Here is an 18541-nt window from a genome sequence, read left to right as displayed (position 1 = left end):
TTCGAGCCGTTCGCGGTTACCCGTTGTGATTGTCGTCACCGTCGGTCTGGGCGGCGCCGTCGTCTGCCGTCCGTTCGGCGTCGCCATCTGCCGTCCGTTCGGCGTCGCCATCTGCCGTCCGCTCGTCGATGAGTTGTTTGGCACTGCGATACCGGTAGAAACCGTAACCGAGGACGACAGCGCCCGCGGCGGCAAGTTGCCAGCCGAGACTCCGATTTTCCTGGAAGACGACGAGCAACGCGCCGACGCTCACCATGAGCACGCCGATGTTGAACACGACGACGAGCGTCCAGAAAGTCCCCTCCACGACAGGGTCGACGTCCCTGCTGGTCGTGTCCGGCACAGTCGGGATGTCGGGACGGAGTTGCTGCTGGTCGGGTTCCTGGTACTTCTCGTCGAGTACCTCGTGCTCGGGGAACGAGTCCCCGTCTTCGTCTCCGTCGTCTATCCCGTCAAGCACGGCTATCCGTTGACTGCCGAGTGCAAAATGCGGTTCGGTCGCCCTGTCGCTCGCTCAGACCATCTCTTCGAGGGCGACTGGCTTGTCGGTCTGGACCCACGCGAGTGGATTCTCCGTGTCGTAGAATACGGTCTCGTCGTCTTCTTCGTAGGCACCGACGGCCGCCACTGCGTCCGGTTCGAGGCCGACCGCCTGTGCGTTCCCTTCGCGCTCGCTACCACGTGCCGTCTCCCGGTCCGTACCTTCGCTCATCTACAGAACTGGTATGTCACACCGTACCAAATACTTTCCGGCTCCGGTAACGGTGCCTCGCGGGCGGCGTCTGTCGGTCCGACCCAGGTGGAAGCTATCCTGTCGGTCCCCCAGACCGTCGGGATTTTACGCACCCACACCGAACGGACGGCCAGCAATGGGACAGTTCGAACTCGGGGACTTCGGAGACGACGCTGACGATGCCGACGGCGGCCGGCCTGCCGAGGAGGCCGCGGCCGTCGCGGGCAACGGTGGGTCGAACGCGACCCACGTCGACCCCTCGGAACAGCTCTACCCCGACACCGACGAGACCGTCGAACTGGTCGTCACCCAGGTCGATTACACCATCGAGGGCAACGGCGCCGACGAGCGGCCGGTCGTCCACGTCTTCGGCCGGACCGAAGCCGGAGAGCCCGTCCACGTGCGCGTCCACGAGTTTCGCCCGTACTTCTACGCGCCCGCCGAGAACATCACCGAAGGCCGTCTCCGGGAGTACGACCGCATCACTGGCTGGGAGGAAACCGACGAGAACGGCGACCCCTTCGAGTCGATTCGCGGCGAAGAGCTGGTGAAGATTTTCGGCCAGACACCGCGCGATGTCGGGCAGATTCGTGACGAGTTCGACCACTACGAGGCGGACATCCTCTTCCCGAATCGGCTCCTCATCGACAAGGACATCACCAGCGGCGTGCGCGTCCCGGCCCGCATCGTCGACGACGACACAGACCGCACGACGGTTCGCGCCCACCACGACGAACTCGAACCGGTCGAGGTGTCGGCCCCGCTTCGCGTCAACGTCTTCGACATCGAAGTCGACGACCGCTCCGGGTTCCCCGAGGAAGGCGAAGAGCCCATCATCTGTCTCACGTCGCACGATTCCGTGCGCGACGAGTACATCGTCTGGCTGTTCGACGCCCCCGATGGCGATGCTGACCTGCCGACAGACCTCTCGGGACACGACCCGCTCGACGAGGACGCGGACATCGACGTTCGGACCTTCGACACCGAGGAGGCGATGCTCGAGGCCTTTCTCGATTACATCGACGAGACCGACCCCGACGTGCTCAGCGGGTGGAACTTCGACGACTTCGACGCCCCCTATTTCATCGACCGACTGGACCGACTCGACGGCGGTACCGACCACGACCTCGATTTCAACCGCCTCTCTCGCGTCGACGAGGTCTGGCGCTCAGACTGGCAAGGTCCCGACATCAAGGGCCGCGTCGTCTTCGACCTCCTCTATGCCTACCAGCGCACGCAGTTCTCCGAACTGGATTCGTATCGACTCGACGCGGTGGGCGAACAGGAACTCGGCGTCGGCAAGGAGCGTTACACCGGTGACATCGGCGACCTCTGGGAGAACGACCCCGAGCGACTGCTTGAGTACAACCTCCGGGACGTGGAGCTCTGTGTCGAACTGGACCGCGAACAGGACATCGTCGACTTCTGGGACGAGGTCCGCCAGTTCGTCGGCTGTAAGATAGAGGATGCCACGACACCCGGCGACGCCGTCGACATGTACGTCCTCCACAAACTCCACGGCGAGTTTGCCCTCCCGTCGAAGGGCCAACAGGAAAGCGAAGACTACGAGGGCGGTGCCGTCTTCGACCCCATCACCGGCGTGCGCGAGAACGTCAGCGTCCTCGACCTCAAGTCGCTCTACCCGATGTGCATGGTGACGACGAACGCGTCACCGGAGACCAAGGTCGACCCCGAGGAGTACGACGGCGAGACCTACCGCGCGCCCAACGGCACCCACTTCCAGAAAGAGCCGGACGGTGTCATCCGGGAGATGGTCGACGAGCTCCTATCAGAACGCGAAGAGAAAAAATCACTACGAAACGAGCACGAACCTAATAGTAAAGAATACGAACAATTTGACCGCCAACAGGCTGCAGTGAAGGTGATCATGAACTCGCTATACGGCGTTTTGGGGTGGGATAGGTTCCGTCTGTACGATAAAGAGATGGGGGCAGCCGTGACAGCAACCGGCCGAGAAGTTATAAAATATACAGAAGATATCGTCAACGACGCTGGTTTCGAAGTTGTCTATGGTGATACTGACTCAGTAATGTTGGAGATTGGTGAGATATCGACAGCAGATTTCGAGAGTGAAATAACTGTGCCTGCCAGTCTTCGTGAGGCGCACCCGGAGATGGATGACAAAGAACTCGAAACACTGGTAGGGACAGTGAAAAAAGGATTCCAACTCGAGGAGACCATCAACGAATCCTACGACTCCTTCGCAGAGAATCAACTCAATGCTACGAACCATCGATTCGAGATAGAGTTCGAGAAACTATATCGTCGGTTCTTCCAAGCCGGAAAGAAAAAACGGTACGCCGGTTCCAAAATCTGGATGAGGTGAGATGATGAATGAGTTTGTCTGTCCCGTTTCTGACTGTCAGAAGAAACTGTCTAGGCTTCAGGTGATGCATTTCAGAGCGTCACACGAATGTGATCCAAGCGAGTGGGTAACGGAACAATACGGTCCGGAACTCGAAGAGAAGTATGAATCCGGCGTCGGTTCGTATGCGATTGCAGCCGAATACGAGTGGCTGACGCCGGATATGGTCTGTGAGGTTGTGGATACACGGTCTCACGACGACGCAGTGAGCAGTGATAACAACCCCATGAAACGAGCAGAAGTCGCAGAACAGTTCCGCGGAGAAGGAAACCCCGCAAAACGGCCGGATATTCGTAAGAAAATAAGCGCGACATTATCCGGATACTCCCATAGTCAGGAGACAAAAGAAAAGATATCTCGGAAGAACAGTGGAAACGAGATAACTGAACAACACCGGCAGAAGATATCTGAAGCATCTTCGAAACGAGACACGTCGTACATGCAGACAGAAGAGTATAGGGAGGCACTCTCAGAGGCCTTAACGGGCCGTGAACCTACATATCCAACTCCATATGATGTCGATGAACTCTCACATAGTGTTCGTTCCAGTTGGGAAGAAGAAATAGCGATGTTACTGGCTGAAAATGGGTTCCAATATGTGTACGAGGAGGAATTCGAACTCTCTGTAGGCTCCTACTACGCTGACTTCGTTGTTGATGAAGTTGTCATTGAAGTCAAAGGGTTCTCAAACGAACGGTCGGTCAAGAAAGCCGCTGCTTTTATCGACGAGTACCGGGAGTACACGTACGTGGTTGTCGGTGACCAGATACCCTGTGATGTACACATTCCATGGGAAGAACGTGATAGGATGCTGGAGGTGCTAACCGATGAACGATGAGATTCCGGGGACGTTTTTGAGCCCGCCGGAGATAGACATCACGGGCTTCGAGTACAAGCGCTCGGACATCGCGCCCATCACCAAGGAAGTCCAGAAGGAGGTCATCGACATGATTGTGATGGGGGAAGACACCGAGACAGTCACCGAATACCTCCACGAGGTCATCGAGGACTTCCGGGCAGGCAACGTCTCGCTCGACGACGTGGGTATCCCCGGCGGCATCGGCAAGAAACTCGACAACTACGACACCGACACCGCGCAGGTGCGGGGCGCGAAGTACGCGAACATGCTCCTGGGAACGAACTTCCAGAACGGGTCGAAGCCCAAGCGACTGTATCTCCAGAAGGTCCACCCCGAGTTCTTCCGGCAGGTCGAGTCAGAGCAGGGGCTTGACCCTTCCGAAGACCCGCTGTACGGGGAGTTCAAGCGCGACCCGGACGTCATCTGCTTCGAGTACGACGACCAGGTACCCGACGCATTCGAAGTCGACTGGGACAAGATGCTCGACAAGACGCTGAAAGGCCCCATCGAGCGCATCATCGAAGCGCTCGGTATCTCCTGGGAAGAGGTCAAATCCGGCCAGGAACAGACCGGTCTCGGCCAGTATATGTAGTGGTCCGGCCGACACCGCCGATTTTCCACATTGGAAAGTAATTTTTCGTTTCCGCAACTCAGTCCCCAGGAATGCGAAAGCATTATGGGTGATTGGACCCATCTTTCGGTTGACCTAAGACTACCATGGCTACACTCGAAATCGACAACCTCCAAGCGAAAGTTGCCGAAGAGGACGGCGAACAGATTCTCCGCGGCGTCGACCTCGAAGTACGCAGCGACGAGATTCACGCACTGATGGGACCGAACGGCAGTGGGAAGTCCACGCTGGCGAAGATTATCGCTGGCCACCCTGCCTACGAGGTCACCGGCGGTGACGTCCTGCTTCACCTCGAAGACGACGAGTTCGACGAGGAGATTTCCGAAGACCTGCAAACGTGGGACCTGCTCGACCTCGAACCGAACGAGCGTGCCGCACTCGGTATCTTCCTCGGATTCCAGTACCCCGCGGAAATCGAGGGCGTCACGATGGTGAACTTCCTCCGAACGGCGCTCAACGCCAAACTCGAAGAACGCGAGGAACTCTTCGAGGACGAGGAGGAAGCCGAAGCAGAGAGCGAAGACACGAACGAAGACGCCGCCGGCTACGACACCTCCCCGATGGAGGGTAACGTCGAAGAGGGCGAAATCGGCGTCGCCGAGTTCCAGCAGATTCTCCAGGAGAAAATGGAGCAACTGGACATGGACGAGAAGTTCGCCAACCGCTATCTCAACGCGGGCTTCTCCGGTGGGGAGAAAAAGCAAAACGAAGTGCTCCAGGCAGCGATTCTCGAGCCCTCCATCGCGGTGCTCGACGAAATTGACTCCGGGCTGGACATCGACCGACTGCAGGACGTCTCCAACGGCATCAACGCACTCCGTGACGAGCAGGGTGCCGGTATCCTCCAGATTACCCACTACCAGCGCATCCTCGACTACGTCGAACCGGACCACGTCCACGTCATGCTCGACGGCGAAATCGCAAAGAGCGGCGGCGCGGAGCTGGCCGAGAAACTCGAGGACAAGGGCTACGACTGGGTCCGCGAGGAAGTCTACGAGGCAGCGTAACGCGGAAACCGCCAGAACACCAACACTACAACAATGAGCTCAGACCAAGACCACCTACAAGAGACCGACACCGAGGCTCGCTTCGAGTTCAAGAAGGAGGAGAACTCCGCCTTCGAGACCGAGAAAGGCCTCACGGAGGAGACCGTCCGGGTCATCTCCGAAGACAAGGACGAGCCCGAGTGGATGCTCGAGCGACGCCTTCGCGCACTCGAACAGTTCCAGGAGATGCCGATGCCGACCGGCTGGCCGGGTGCGCCCGACCTCACAGAGGTCGACATAGACCACATCGTCCCGTACATCCGCCCGGATATCGAGACACGCGGCGGCGCGGAGAACTGGGAAGACCTCCCCGAAGAGATTCAGGACACCTTCGACAAACTGGGTATTCCGGAAGCCGAGAAAAACGCCCTCTCGGGCGTCGGCGCCCAGTACGAGTCCGAGATTGTCTACCAGAACATGCAAGAACAGTGGGAGGAGAAAGGCGTCATCTTCTGTGACATGGACAAGGCCGTCCAGGAGCACGAAGAACTCGTCAAAGAGCACTTCATGACGAAGTGTGTTCCCCCGAGCGACAACAAGTTCGCCGCACTCCACGGTGCCGTCTGGTCGGGCGGGTCCTTTGTCTACATCCCCGAGGACACCACCGTCGAGATGCCAGTCCAGGCGTACTTCCGGATGAACTCGGAAGGGATGGGCCAGTTCGAACACACGCTCATCATCGCCGAGGAGAACTCCGAGGTCCACTACATCGAGGGTTGTTCCGCCCCGAAGTACTCGGCGTTTAACCTCCACAGCGGCGGCGTGGAAGTGTTCGTCGGCGAGAACGCCCACGTTCAGTACTCCACGGTCCAGAACTGGTCGAAGAACACCTACAACCTCAACACCAAACGCGCCATCTGCGAGGAAGAGGGCACGATGGAGTGGGTGTCCGGGTCCATGGGTTCGAAGGCCACCATGCTGTACCCGTCGACGGTCCTCAAGGGACCGGGCGCGACGGACAACCACATCACCATCGCCTTCGCGGGCGAGGGGCAGAACATCGACACCGGCGCGAAGGTCTACCACAACGCACCGGACACGAAATCGACCATCGAGTCCAAATCCATCAGCAAGGACGGCGGCCGAACCAACTACCGTGGCCTCGTCCACATCGCCGACGGCGCGGAGAACGCCTCCACGTCCGTCGAGTGTGACGCGCTGATGTTCGACAACGAGTCCACGTCGGACACCATGCCGTACATGGAGATTCAAGAGCAGAAAGTCGACGTGGCCCACGAGGCGACCGTCGGCAAAATCGGCGACGAGGACGTCTTCTACCTCCAGAGCCGTGGCCTCGATGACGACGACGCAAAGCAGATGATCGTCGCCGGCTTCATCGAGCCGATTACGGAAGAACTGCCAATCGAGTACGCAGTCGAGCTGAACCGTCTCATCGAACTGGAGATGGAGGGTAGTCTCGGATAATATGAGCACGCAGGTACACGCGGAAGTCACAGCGGACCAGGTCGAACAGATCAGCGAGGACCTCGACGAGCCCGAATGGCTGCTCGAGACGCGTCTCGAAGCGTTCGAAGCGCTCGGCGACCTCGCGATGCCCGACGTCATCAAGACGCCGGGCCGAGAGTGGACGAATCTCGACGCGCTCGACTACGAAACGCTCGTCGACCCACTCGACTACGCACAGGAGAAAGACCGCGTCGAGGCCGAGGGCGTCGACGTGCTGGAGTGGAGCGAGGCGCTCGACCAGCACGGCGACCTCCTCGAAGAGCACTTCGGCAGCGTCGTCGACCCGCAACGGGACTATCTGACCGCGCTCTCGACGGCGCTGTTCAGCGCCGGCACCGTCGTCTACGTCCCCGAGGGCGTCGACGCCGAGGACGTGAAGATTCGGACGCGGATGAACTCCCGGTCGCTCTTTAACTACACGCTCGTGGTCGCCGAGGAATCTTCCTCGGTCACGATTCTCGAGCGCCAGTCGACCGGCGACGACGCCAAACCAGTCGACGTGGGTCGCTACTACAGCGGCATCGTCGAGGCAGTCGTCGGCGAGAACGCGAACGTCCAGTACGGCGCGCTCCAGAGTCTGAGCGAGGAGACGTACAACTTCTCGGTCAAGCGCGGTCACGCCGGCAAGTACGGCACGCTCAACTGGATCGAGGGCAATCTCGGCTCCCGGTTGACGAAGACGAACGTCGAGACGCGCCTCGTCGGTGACTCCTCGGAGTCCCAGATTGTCGGCGCGTTCTTCGGTCACGAGGACCAGCACTTCGACCTCGCGAGCAGGGTCTGGCACGAAAACGAGAACACGACCGCGGACCTCGTCACGCGCGGCGTTCTCAAGGACAGTGCTCGCTCGGTCTACGAAGGTGTGCAGGACGTCGGCCGCGACGCCTGGAACACGTCCTCCTACCAGCGCGAGAACACGCTGATGCTCTCCGACGAGAGCGAGGCCGACGCATCGCCGAAACTCATCATCAACAACCACGACACCGAAGCGTCCCACTCCGCGACGGTCGGCCAGGTCGACGAGGAAGACCTGTTCTACATGACCTCCCGGAGTATCGACCCCGAAAGTGCGAGGAACCTCCTCGTGGAGGGCTTCTTCGTGCCCGTCCTCGAAGAGGTCGCTGTCGACGAACTCCGCGAAGACATCCAGAATCAGGTCGCTGCGCGTCTTCGTGAGTAGCGAGGTCGCGTCAGCGACCTCGAAGACGTGAGCGGCGTCAGCCGCGACAGAGAGATTCCGTCTGGAATCTCCGAATTGCGAGCGGCCTTTGCCGCGAACAGTGAGCCTGCGGCTCACGAACGAACGGCTCGTCAGCAGTTGTTCTGCGGGCGGTTTCGTGAGTATCGAGGTCGCCACGCGACCTCGGACATGGGAGCGCTTTTTATTGCGACCATCAACTGGGAGTCATCGGTTCACAGGGAGATTGCGTTTACCTGCAATTCAGAGAATTAGCCGATAGAATGGGCGTGCGAACCGGACATCAGAGATCATTAATGAGATATGCACCTAATCCCAGGCCAATTGCTATTCCGATGATCGTCCCCATAGATTGCCGGGGTGTTCTTCCCAGCAGAAGACTAACGAGTAGTGCCACAACTGCACCGATGAGGGCATTGAGAGCCGCTTTCTTGTGATTGCTAACCACGATAGTACACGTGTCAGTGTCTGTATTCTATTAATGCATCTATTTGATATCGTAAATGTGAACTGATAATAAATCGCTCTTGAGCGTTAGGTAGATCTCCTATATCGAACAATTCACTCTGCGACGGCTGTCGGGGTATGCGAACTGTTCTATGATAGTCTCGCAACTAAGATACAGGTGGGCCGCCGGACCAGTTACCGAGCAACAGTGACAGGAATCGGGGACTGACGGACGATTTTCTCGGTGACGTTGCCGATAAACAGCCGGTCGGCGAGACTCCCGCTGTGCGTGCCGATGACGAGCGTATCGAAGTCGCCGGACTCGGCGGCGTTCAGGATTGCTCGGACCGGGTGGCCGACCTGCGCACTGGTGTCGACAGACTGGTCGTACTCAGCAGCAATGGTGTCTGCAAGGTCGAAGACTTGTTCGGCCGCCTCGTCGGCGGCCGCTTCGAGGTCGTCTTCGAGCGCGAATCCGGTCGCAGAGCCGAGCATCGAGGAGGGAGTCCCGACGACGTGTAAGACGGTCACTTCGGGCTCGGAAAAGTGTTCGAACGCAAAGCGGAGTGCGTGCTGGGCCATGTCGGAGTCGTCCATCGGAACGAGAATGCGAGTGGGCATACTTGCTCGTACACCCGGGGCCCTGATAAGTCCCAACGCGAGCAGTTCCGGCGTGGGACCGAAAATGACCGGACAGCGGGTTTAAGTTTCCGCCTACCTGACGGACGTGTATGGTAGCGAGAGGACAGCCACGGTGGTCAGCATGAGCGTCCAGCAGTCGGTGGCATCGGACCACCAGCTGGTTCGCTTGCTCCAGATCGGCGTCGTCCTGGAGGAAGTCGTCGAAGCACGCGCGGCCAAACACGCCGATGCGGACGACCTGGACGACAGCATCCGTGCGTTCCTCCGCGAAGCAGCAGCCGAGTCGGCGACCCATCGCGAGCGACTCGACACGCTCGTCGACGGACTGGAAGCGGACACGATTCCGTTCGACGAAGTGAAGTTGCTCGTCGAGCAGCAATACGAGGCCGACCAGGACTTCGACGGCATCCTCTATGACCAGTTGTGCAACGAGGAGACCGCCTACAAGTTCTACGACGACCTCATCGCCGCAGTCGAGGAGTCCGATGCGGACTTCGGTCTCGACCGGGACCACCTGCTCTCGGTGTTGCGCGAGATTCGGACCGACGAGAAAACGGGCGTCGAAGAAGTGACCGCGCTGATGGAGGAGCGAGCATGACAGGACACGTCGAGCGGAGACAGCGGGGGTGTCGACAGTGAACACAGCAGACCAGTATCTCCAGGCCATCTATCTCATCCAGGAACTGGAGGACGGACCGGCTTCGACGGGGAGTATCGCGGACAGCCTGGACGTGAGTCCCGCCAGCGCCAACGAAATGGTCGGGAAACTCGAAGACCAGGGCTTTGCCAGCCACGAGAAATACAAAGGCGTCGACCTGACCGACGACGGAATCAGGCGTGCGCGGGATGCGCTACAGAACTACTGTATCATCGAACGGTTCCTCGTCGAGGTCCTCGAAGTCGAGGACTTCCGGACGGAAGCCGAGCAACTCGCGCCGGTCATCGACGAGACGGTGGCCGACCGCCTCGATACGATTATCGACCGCGAGCCGCAGTGTCCGGACTGTTTCGACGCCGAGGACGACGTGTGTGGGCTTCTCGAACTGGAAGTCGACGCCGCCGACTGATGGTCGTCGACACGCTCGTCGAAACGTTCGGTCCCTTCCTGATTCCGGCGACAGTGTTCGTCGTCGGCGTCGTCGGGTACGGCATCCTCATCGCCCTGACTCGGTATGGTCTGCTCCCCGGCCGGGGTCACGACGACAGGAACGACTAGCGCTGCCAGACGTTGAGATGGGAAGCGTCGGGGAGCGCAGAACGTAACCCGCAGGCGTGTCGCCGCTCGCTCTCTTTGACGATACACTTTTGATTTAGACCCATCTAAACGAAGTATGCAGAGCGCGGAGATGGAGGACTATCTCAAGGCGATTTACGACCTGGAGTGCCAGGGGGAGGGGCCGGTATCCACGTCAGCGATAGCGGAGACGCTCGACGTGACACCGCCGACAGCGACGAGTATGATGGAGAAACTCGAAAAGCGAGAGCTCGTCGAGCGCGAGAAGTACAAGGGGGTGACGCTGACGCGGGAGGGGGAAACCGTCGCCCTGGAGATTATCCGCCACCATCGACTGCTGGAGACCTATCTCGCCGACCAACTGGGTTACAACTGGACGGAGGTCCACGACGAGGCCGACAGACTGGAACACCACATCAGCGAGGAGTTCGAGCGCCGCGTCGCCGAAGTCCTCAACGACCCCGACGTGGACCCACACGGCGACCCGATTCCGACTGCAGCGCTCGACCCCGTCGAGGAGTTCATCGGCGAGACACTCGACCAGCACACAGAGGGCGACACCGTCGTCGTCGAACGGGTCCGCGACCGTGACCCGGACGAACTCGCCTACCTCGAAGACGCGGGCATCACGCCCGGAACGACACTCACCGTCGAGGAAGTGGCGCCAATCGAGATGGTGACGGTCACACTCGAGGATGGCACGTCCGTTTCCCTGCCGGACACCATCGCGGGCGCAATTCGTGTCAGCGTCGCTGGCGAGCTCGAAGACGCCAGTCGTCCGGCCTGACCCGTCGAAAGCGGTTTGTTTCGACCGCGCCTCGGATGGGACGTATGCGTGGGCTCGACGACATCGACCGCGAGATTCTCAGACTCCTGCTCGAGGACGCGCGCCGTCCGTACAGTGAGATAGCCGAGGCCGTCGACCTCTCACCGCCGGCGGTCTCGGACCGCATCGAACGGCTCCAGGACATCGGCCTCCTCCAGCGGTTTACCGTCGACATCGACCGGTCGATGCTCGAGGAAGGTGTGCCCGTCCTCGTGTCCGTCGATGCGGTACCGGGAACTGCACAGCGGGTCCGCGAGGGACTGGCCGACACTGATGCCGTCGAGTACGTCTTTCGGACCGTCGACGACAGAGTGGTGTTCACCGCGACAGTCGCCGGAGCCGACGTCGACCACCTCGTCACGGCGGCAGTACAGAAAGACGACATCCGAGACTACGAGGTCAGTCTGCTGGCCGACACCGACTGGTCACCGCGGATTGGCGGCGCCGAACTCGCCGCCGACTGTGTCGAATGTGGCAACACCGTCACCGCCGAGGGTGAAACGGCCACACTCGACGGAGAGGTCTATCACTTCTGCTGTGAGAACTGCCGAACGTCGTTCGTCGAGAAATACGACCGCCTCAGCGACAGCGCATGAGAGGGTGGCTACACTTTCGATTCTGAAATTCCCCATCAGTTTTCCTTTTGTTTCGAAGTGAGAACTGCATTGAACGTGGGGCGTGTACTAGAAGTACGATGACCACACGAACCGCGCGACTGGACGTGACAGGGATGAGTTGTGCCAACTGCTCGGCGACTATCGAGGACCGTGTGGCCGAGCTCGACGGCGTCAGTGAAGCCGACAGTAACTACGCCACCGACGAGGCGACTGTCGAGTACGACCCGGCGGAGACGCCGCTCGCGGATATCTACGACGCTATCGCGGATGCCGGCTACGAGGCCGTCAGCGAGTCGGTCACTATCGGCATCACCGATATGTCGTGTGCAAACTGTGCGGAGACAAACGAGACGCGTCTCCTCGAGACACCCGGCGTCGTCGACGCGGAAGTCAACTACGCCACCGACGAAGCGCAGGTCAGGTACAATCCCCGGGAGGCATCGCTTTCGGACCTCTACGATGCCATCGAGGCCGCGGGGTACTCGCCAATCAGAGACGACGACGGGAGCGAACAGACAGACCAGGAACGGCGCGACCTCGCGCGGTCGGCCGAGCAGCGTCGACAATTGCGTCTGGTGCTGTTTGGCGCAGTGATGTCCGTCCCACTGTTGGGCCTGATGGTTGCCGAACTCTTTGTGCCTGAGCTGGTTCCCGAAGCAGTCTTTGGCATCGGCATCGGCTGGGTTGCCTTTCTCTTTGCCACACCGGTCCAGATTCTCCTGGGCCGGGAGTTCTACGAGAACTCCTACACCGCACTCGTGAAGAACCGAAGCGCGAACATGGACGTGCTCATCGCGCTGGGGTCGACGACGGCCTACGCCTATTCGGTCGTTGCACTGCTCGACCTCATCGCCAGCACCGGGCTGTACTTCGACACTGCGGCGTTTATCCTCGTGTTCATCACGCTGGGGAACTACCTGGAAGCCCGCTCGAAAGGGCAGGCCTCCGACGCCATCCGACAACTGCTGGAACTCGAAGCCGACACTGCGACGGTCGTCCGCGAGGACGGCAGCGAGGAGGAGATTCCGCTCGAAGACGTCGAAGTCGGCGACCACCTGCGCGTGCGCCCCGGTGAGCAGATTCCGACCGACGGCGTCGTCGTCGACGGCGAGAGCGCGGTCGACGAGTCGATGGTCACCGGCGAATCCGTCCCCGTCGAGAAAGCCGACGGCGACGAGGTCATCGGCTCGACCATCAACGAGAACGGCGTCCTCGAGATCGAGGCGACGAACGTCGGCGAGGAGACGGCCATCCAGCAAATCGTCGAGCGGGTCCGCGAGGCACAGAGCCGCCAGCCCGAGATTCAGAACGTCGCCGACCGCATCTCGGCGTACTTCGTGCCCGCGGTCATCCTCAATGCGCTCATCTGGGCCGGTATCTGGTATGCCTTCCCAGACGTACTCGCTGGCTTTGTCGACGCGCTCCCGCTGTGGGGACTGGCCGCTGGCGGTCCCGCGGCTGTCGGTATCGCGGAGTTTGCCGTCGTCGTCTTCGCCAGCGCCGTCCTCATCGCCTGTCCCTGCGCGCTCGGCCTGGCGACGCCCGCCGCGACGATGGTCGGGACTGCAATCGGTGCGCGCAACGGCGTGCTGTTCAAGGGCGGCGACATCCTCGAACGCGTCCGTGACGTGGACACCGTCGTCTTCGACAAGACGGGAACGCTGACTGAGGGCGAGATGGAACTGACCGACGTTGTACCCATCGACGGGCCGGCCACAGATGGAGGAACTGCGGCGGACACATCCGAACCCCGTTCCGACGGCGGCGTGGCGCTCCCGGAGGTTACCGAGGAGTTCGTCCTCGAACTGGCCGCAAGTGCCGAGTACAACAGTGAACACCCGCTGGCGAAGGCCATCGTCGAGGGCGCTCGCGAGCGCGGCGTCGACGTGACCGAACCGGATAGCTTCGAGAACGTTCCCGGACAGGGCGTCCGGGCGGCAACCGAACACGGCGAAGTACTCGTCGGCAACCGACGGCTCCTGGCAGACGAAGGTATCGACACTGACCCAGCCGAAGACGCAATGGACCAACTCGAACGCGAGGGCAAGACCGCGATGCTCGTCGCTCTCGACGACCGGGTCGTCGGCGTCGTCGCCGATGCTGACACCGTCAAGGAGAGTTCGGCAACGGCCGTCTCGCAACTCCAGGAGCGCGGCCTGGACGTCTGGATGATTACCGGCGACAACGAGCGGACCGCGCGCGCCGTCGCCGGAGAGTTGGGTATCGACCCCGAGAACGTGATGGCGGGTGTCCTCCCGAAGGACAAGGCCGACGCAGTCGAGGACATCCAGGAAGAGGGCCGACGCGCGATGATGGTCGGTGACGGCGTCAACGACGCGCCCGCGCTGGCGGCCGCCTACGTGGGAACTGCACTCGGGAGCGGGACCGACGTGGCAATCGAGGCCGCGGACGTAACGCTGATGCGCGACGACCCCGCCGACGTGCTAAAATCGATTCGCGTCTCGGCGGGGACGCTGTCGAAAATCAAGCAGAACCTCTTCTGGGCGCTTGGCTACAACACGGCGATGATTCCGCTGGCGTCGCTGGGCCTGCTCCAGCCGGTGCTTGCCGCGGGTGCGATGGCGCTCTCCAGTGTCTCCGTGCTGGCGAACAGCCTCGTGTTCCGGCGCTACAAACCCGACCACGATTACCGACTGTTCGGTCGATAGATTCGCGGTCTCACAGCGAGACGGTGCCGTCCTCGCCGAGTGACTCGGGGACTTCGAGCCTGACCGTCGTCATCTTCCCGTCACCGGCCGACAGCGTCAGCGTAACGGTCTCGCCGGCTTCGAGTCGGCGGCCGAACTCGCTGACCCCGTTTGCATCGTCGGCTCCAAGGTCGAAGGTAAGCGTCGCCCGGTTTTCGGATTGTTCGACCCCGAAGGCGCCGTCTGCACCGCTGCCGCCTTTTTCAATCGGAGTGAGGACGTAACTCCCACTGGAGTCGACCCAGGTTGCGGTTATCGTCTCGGCATCGAGCGGTTCCGGCCCGGTTCTTGTGATGACGACACGAACCACGCCGACCGAGTCCGTGCCGAACCCGGCGGTCTCACCGGTCGTCCGGAGGACGACGATGCCGTTCTCGTCTGCCCCAACCGGCGTGGTATCCGCGCCGGCCGGGGCCCCCGCACCGCGCACGTCGAGTCCGCCAAGCCCGAACACAAAGGGGACGATAGCGACGAACGCGACGATGAAGACGACAAACAGCATCAATCTGTCCAGTCCCGACTGACTACGTGTGTCTCCGTACATTCTCTAAGCCCCCGCGTGAGGTAGTTGGCCCGAAAGATGAGACCGGCGTGTAAAAGTGTGCGGGCCCGGCTCGGCGACCCGTCCGCGGACAGGGGAGTGTCGGTACTATAGCGCTCTCGGTGTGCGTTGGCGTCCCACACCGCCGTCCGGGAAGTTGAGTGTGAAAAGAGGTAGCACGCAGAGGAATTTCCAGCGGCTGAGAACGCTGTGGGTCATTTATCAGAAGGGAGACGAGAGAGAATTCTATCGGGCGATGAACGCGTTACACACGATGTACATCCTGCTCTTTACAGGAGCCGGATTTACCTGTCTGGGCACGTTGCTCCAGACGCGTCGGCTGGCGTCACGCGACGTGCGGCGAGGGCTAGCCGCTCTGCTCGTCCTCTCCGGACTGTGGGCGCTGGCCGTCGTGGCCCAGCTGCTGGCATCTTCGTTTGCGGTGAAAAAACTCCTGTACACCGTGGGACTCGTGTTCGGGTTCGGGACGGTCTTTGCGTGGTTGTATTTCGTCTCGGCGTACACCGGGCGTCAGTTCCACCGGGACAGGAAAGTTGTCGCTGCCGGTGCCGGGCTGTTCGGTCTGGCGGCACTAATCAAGGTGACAAACTCGATTCACGGCGCGTACTTCACCGCGACGCTCAAAGCGACGCCGTTCTCTCACATCGTCGTCGACCACAGCGCGATTCACTGGCTGTTGACCGGCGTCGCCTACACGCTCTCTGGGGTCGGATTCTGGCTCATATACGACGCGTTCAAAGGGCGCGAGACGCCGGTGACGCTGTATGCGCTGATCGGCGCGACGGCGTTGCCAATCGTGCCGTACTTTCTGGCCGCGCTGTTTCCCGACCTCCTGTTGCGGGTGAACTACGAACCGCTCGGGGTCGCCATCTTCGCTGTCGGGGTGCTGTTTTTCGTCCAGGATTCGTTTCTGGAACTCAGTTCGCCCGGCCATTCCCAGCTCGTCGATATCCTCTCGGAGGGGGTCGTCCTCCTCGACGAGAACGACGGCGTCGTCAGCTACAACGACCACGCCAAAGAGGCGTTCTCAGAGCTTACGCAGGCCGGGAATATCGAGGCCGTCGATGCGGACCTCGCGGCACTCTCGGTCGGCGAGCAGTGTATCGTGACGACGACCGTCGACGGTGTGACCCACAACTATCAGGCCACACGGAAAGCAATCGATACGGGCCCGCAGTTTATCGCCACGGCAGTGACGCTGACCCGGGTCACGCGGCTGGTACACCTCGAAGAGATAACCAGAGTCCATTCGAAGGTCAACGAGGCCATCATCGAGGAACAGACACAACAGGGGATAAAAGAGCGGGTCTGTGACGAGCTCGCGTCCGTCGACGCCTACCAGCTCGTGTGGATTGGCACCAGCGACGGGACCGACGTTGCACCCGAATACGTCGCCGGTGAGACGGATGAATACCTTTCGGAAGGGCTGGTCGACCCTGCAAGCGGCGACACTGCCCAGGACCCCGTCGTCGAGGCAGTCACCAATCCCGACCAACCGCCCGGGTTCGTCGAAACGATAGACGACGAGGGCGGGTCAGGGTGGCAACGGGCGGCCGCGAAGGCGGGAATCACGGCCTGTCTGACGATGTCGCTCTCGCCGGGCGAGCAAAACGGAAGCGTTCTCGGCATCTACACGAGCGCCGAAGAAGGGTTCAGCGAATCCGAACAGGCGATGTTCGCGGAGATTCGCGAGACGCTCCAGCACGCCATCTCGGCCATCGAAGCCCACGAGGAAGCGAGGCAGTTCCAGGCGGCGGTCAACCAGGCCGGGTACGCCCTGTTTATCACGGACGTCGACGGAACGATTCGGTACGTCAACCCCGCCTTCGAGGAGAGTACCGGATACAGAACGAGCGAGGTCATCGGCCGAACGCCGGACTTCCTGACCGAAGATACCGACTGCGTCAGCGTGTGGGACGACGTCACGTCCGGGTCGGTCTGGGAGGGCGACGTCCACAACAGACGCAAGGGTGGCGGCCACTACTGGGCGCGTCGGACTGTCGCACCCGTCACGGACGGGTCCGGCGAGGTCACGGCCGTCGTCGCGATCGACGTCGACGTCACCGACGAGCGGGTCAGACAGCAACGACTCACCGTCCTCAACAGAGTGGTCCGGCACAACCTCCGAAACCGGATGAACGTCATCGCGGGGAACGCGAGTGTGCTGTTACACGAGGACGAACCAACACCGGATGGAGCAGAGCCCGCCGCGCAAATCAGAGACACGGCCTCGGAACTCATCGAACTCTCGGAGAAGGCACACACCGCAGAGCAACTCATCGATGCGAGTGAAAACTCCGAGGAGAACATTGGGCTGGCGACTCTCCTGAAAGGGCTTCGCGACAAGATGGCCAGCGAGTATCCCGAGAGCACTATCGAGACGTCACTCCCGAAGAACTCGGATATATCAGTCGATGCGGCGCTCAAGCCGGCTCTCGTGGAGTTGGCGTCGAACGGGCTCGAACACGGCGGGAGCGACCCGCATCTGCGAATCGATGCCACAGTCGAGAGCGCGTCGGAGAGCGACCGGGAGGAAGTCGTCCTCACCATCGCCGACGACGGCCCGGGACTCCCCGAGGCCGAACGGGAAGTCCTCGAAAACGGCGAGGAATCGGCGCTGCGACACGGGAGCGGGCTGGGACTGTGGCTGGTGAACTGGCTGATACTCCAGAGCGGCGGGACGCTCGACATCAGCGTCGACAGTTCGGGAACCACCGTCACGGCCAGAGTGCCGACACAGTCCAGCCAGAAAACGTACGCCCCGAATCGGTCGGTGTCGCTGTGAGCGAGCGTCGGAGCAGACGACAGTCACTCGCGTTTGCGAACGACGGAGCGGCTGCCGCTCCGGGAGTCGAACCACGCCCAGACGTGCTCGCTTCGCTGCGCGCGTCTGGTCTACCTCGACTCCCGCCATGCCGGTTCAGTCGGCGTTCTCAGAGCTTACGCCTCCTTGCACGGGCGTGGCGGGACTGAGCGAAACCGCAGGTTTCGCGAGGGTCGCCACGGCCGCGAGTGTGTTTCGAGCGGACGCGAGAAACCACGAAGCGGGCGCGGCGGGAGTCGAACCCGCGCTCTAGGGGTTAGGAACCCCTCGCCCTGGTCCACTAGGCCACACGCCCTACCGCCCCTCCGGCAGCCGGCGAAAAAACGGTTTCTGTGTCGGGACAGGTGAGCACTCTTAAGGC

At 61.2% G+C, this 18541-nt stretch carries 15 protein-coding genes, 1 tRNA gene and 2 pseudogenes; 13 read left to right on the top strand and 5 right to left on the bottom strand.

The genetic code is table 11. The features are described 5' to 3' along the window. Nucleotides 1-16 precede the first annotated feature (16 nt). The gene (locus tag QYL91_RS09410; RefSeq protein WP_302080245.1) at nucleotides 17-460 is read right to left on the bottom strand and encodes a DUF7322 domain-containing protein; all 444 of its coding nucleotides are present in this window, start codon (nucleotides 458-460) and stop codon (nucleotides 17-19) included. A gap of 54 nt (nucleotides 461-514) precedes the next feature. After that, nucleotides 515-712 carry a DUF7331 family protein gene (locus QYL91_RS09405; protein ID WP_302080244.1) on the bottom strand — a complete coding sequence of 66 codons (198 nt, stop codon included), beginning with the start codon at nucleotides 710-712 and terminating at the stop codon, nucleotides 515-517. Nucleotides 713-869: 157 nt separating this feature from the next. Between QYL91_RS09405 and QYL91_RS09400 the strand changes: the two are divergent. The 6 genes and pseudogenes from QYL91_RS09400 to sufD all read left to right on the top strand — a co-directional run. Beyond that, a pseudogene (locus tag QYL91_RS09400) lies at nucleotides 870-3071 on the top strand (DNA-directed DNA polymerase); the annotation flags it as partial. A 13-nt stretch (nucleotides 3072-3084) separates the two neighbouring features. Next, nucleotides 3085-3957, top strand: coding sequence for an NUMOD3 domain-containing DNA-binding protein (locus QYL91_RS09395; protein ID WP_302080243.1), 873 nt, complete (start codon nucleotides 3085-3087; stop codon nucleotides 3955-3957). 28 nt (nucleotides 3958-3985) lie between these two features. Beyond that, a pseudogene (locus tag QYL91_RS09390) lies at nucleotides 3986-4570 on the top strand (hypothetical protein); the annotation flags it as partial. Between the two features lie 125 nt (nucleotides 4571-4695). Then, on the top strand, nucleotides 4696-5616 hold the full coding sequence (locus QYL91_RS09385) for an ABC transporter ATP-binding protein (RefSeq protein ID WP_302080242.1): 921 nt from the start codon (nucleotides 4696-4698) through the stop codon (nucleotides 5614-5616). 33 nt (nucleotides 5617-5649) lie between these two features. Beyond that, complete coding sequence (sufB, locus tag QYL91_RS09380) at nucleotides 5650-7080, top strand: Fe-S cluster assembly protein SufB (protein WP_302080241.1); 1431 nt, start codon at nucleotides 5650-5652, stop codon at nucleotides 7078-7080. A gap of 1 nt (nucleotide 7081) precedes the next feature. After that, nucleotides 7082-8302, top strand: coding sequence for a Fe-S cluster assembly protein SufD (sufD, locus tag QYL91_RS09375; protein ID WP_302080240.1), 1221 nt, complete (start codon nucleotides 7082-7084; stop codon nucleotides 8300-8302). A 660-nt stretch (nucleotides 8303-8962) separates the two neighbouring features. Here the strand turns inward: sufD and QYL91_RS09370 are convergent. Then, nucleotides 8963-9388, bottom strand: a complete 426-nt coding sequence (locus QYL91_RS09370) for a universal stress protein (RefSeq protein WP_302080239.1) — start codon at nucleotides 9386-9388, stop codon at nucleotides 8963-8965. 142 nt (nucleotides 9389-9530) lie between these two features. Here QYL91_RS09370 and QYL91_RS09365 point away from each other — a divergent pair, with 142 nt between their 5' ends. The 6 genes from QYL91_RS09365 (at nucleotide 9531) to QYL91_RS09340 (ending at nucleotide 14755) form a co-directional block, all read left to right on the top strand. Beyond that, nucleotides 9531-10007 carry a ferritin-like domain-containing protein gene (locus QYL91_RS09365; protein WP_302080238.1) on the top strand — a complete coding sequence of 159 codons (477 nt, stop codon included), beginning with the start codon at nucleotides 9531-9533 and terminating at the stop codon, nucleotides 10005-10007. 37 nt (nucleotides 10008-10044) lie between these two features. Continuing rightward, nucleotides 10045-10476 carry a metal-dependent transcriptional regulator gene (locus tag QYL91_RS09360; protein ID WP_302080237.1) on the top strand — a complete coding sequence of 144 codons (432 nt, stop codon included), beginning with the start codon at nucleotides 10045-10047 and terminating at the stop codon, nucleotides 10474-10476. Beyond that, entirely contained in the window at nucleotides 10476-10625 is a 150-nt protein-coding gene (locus QYL91_RS09355; protein WP_302080236.1) for a hypothetical protein, read from the top strand. The genes QYL91_RS09360 and QYL91_RS09355 overlap by 1 nt, the downstream gene beginning before the upstream one ends. 115 nt (nucleotides 10626-10740) lie before the next feature. Next, nucleotides 10741-11430: a metal-dependent transcriptional regulator gene (locus tag QYL91_RS09350; protein ID WP_302080235.1), complete on the top strand. Its 690-nt coding sequence runs from the start codon at nucleotides 10741-10743 to the stop codon at nucleotides 11428-11430. Between the two features lie 44 nt (nucleotides 11431-11474). After that, nucleotides 11475-12065, top strand: coding sequence for an AsnC family transcriptional regulator (locus tag QYL91_RS09345; protein WP_302080234.1), 591 nt, complete (start codon nucleotides 11475-11477; stop codon nucleotides 12063-12065). 98 nt (nucleotides 12066-12163) lie between these two features. Next, nucleotides 12164-14755: a heavy metal translocating P-type ATPase gene (locus tag QYL91_RS09340; protein ID WP_302080233.1), complete on the top strand. Its 2592-nt coding sequence runs from the start codon at nucleotides 12164-12166 to the stop codon at nucleotides 14753-14755. Between the two features lie 10 nt (nucleotides 14756-14765). Here the strand turns inward: QYL91_RS09340 and QYL91_RS09335 are convergent, their stop codons facing one another. Beyond that, complete coding sequence (locus QYL91_RS09335; RefSeq protein WP_302080232.1) at nucleotides 14766-15338, bottom strand: hypothetical protein; 573 nt, start codon at nucleotides 15336-15338, stop codon at nucleotides 14766-14768. 253 nt (nucleotides 15339-15591) lie between these two features. On the opposite strand from QYL91_RS09335, the gene QYL91_RS09330 reads away from it, so the two are divergent. Continuing rightward, nucleotides 15592-18141: a PAS domain S-box protein gene (locus tag QYL91_RS09330; RefSeq protein ID WP_302080231.1), complete on the top strand. Its 2550-nt coding sequence runs from the start codon at nucleotides 15592-15594 to the stop codon at nucleotides 18139-18141. 260 nt (nucleotides 18142-18401) lie between these two features. Here QYL91_RS09330 and QYL91_RS09325 read toward each other — a convergent pair. After that, nucleotides 18402-18475 (bottom strand) — tRNA-Arg (locus QYL91_RS09325). Nucleotides 18476-18541 lie beyond the last annotated feature (66 nt).

Source organism: Salinibaculum rarum (assembly GCF_030505615.1).
Taxonomy (GTDB): Archaea; Halobacteriota; Halobacteria; order Halobacteriales; family Haloarculaceae; genus Salinibaculum; species Salinibaculum rarum.
Note: the sequence above shows the minus strand (reverse complement) of the source record. Positions and strands in the feature narration are given on the sequence as shown.